The 583-nt window shown below is 40.0% G+C and carries 1 protein-coding gene and 1 pseudogene; both read right to left on the bottom strand.

What is annotated here, in order from left to right:
• Positions 1 to 274, bottom strand: a pseudogene (locus J8L98_RS24550) (transposase); the annotation flags it as partial.
• Positions 275 to 427: a hypothetical protein gene (locus J8L98_RS24545; RefSeq protein WP_210998673.1), complete on the bottom strand. Its 153-nt coding sequence runs from the start codon at positions 425 to 427 to the stop codon at positions 275 to 277.
• Positions 428 to 583 lie beyond the last annotated feature (156 nt).

Below are 583 nucleotides of genomic sequence, written 5' to 3'. Positions count from 1 at the left end.
TTCAAACATAATCATAAAACGGTTTAGAGCTTGCTTCCAGTGATGGATAGGCATTGTCCACCTCTTGGAAGGATTCATTATCGCTAAGTACACCACTTTTCTAGCCGATTCATCTGTCGGGAACAGTTTACGTTCCTTGGTCGATTTTCTGATCACACTGTTCAGAGATTCAATAGCATGTGTCGTGTCGATAGCTTTACGGATAGCTAAATAAAGTATTGAGATTATCCCAATGAGCCGTCCAGGAGCGACTGATTTGAGGATACTTTTTATCTCATTTATCACCAAAGTGCTCATTAAGTTCAGCATTTAAGGCTGTCTCAACCGTCACCTTGGTTAACATTTTCCTGAAGTCATCAAGATCAGAGGGAGTCTTAATCGACTTAGCTGCTTCGCGAGTGAAGGCTTCTAAAGCTTTTTTATCCATATTGCTTATCCTCAGCCATTACTGACTTAATTATAAGCAGATACACAATTTAAATTACAGGCTCGTTGTTGGCACAAATGCGACAGCCAGACTCGATTAATCTACTCTCAATCGAATCTGACTTCCTTGTCTTAATACTTAACCACCACTATCAGA

The sequence above is a fragment of the Pseudoalteromonas sp. MMG013 genome, assembly GCF_018100885.1.
GTDB lineage: Bacteria > Pseudomonadota > Gammaproteobacteria > Enterobacterales > Alteromonadaceae > Pseudoalteromonas > Pseudoalteromonas aurantia.
The sequence above is the reverse complement of the archived record's forward strand: the minus strand, read 5'-3'. Positions and strand labels throughout refer to the sequence as shown.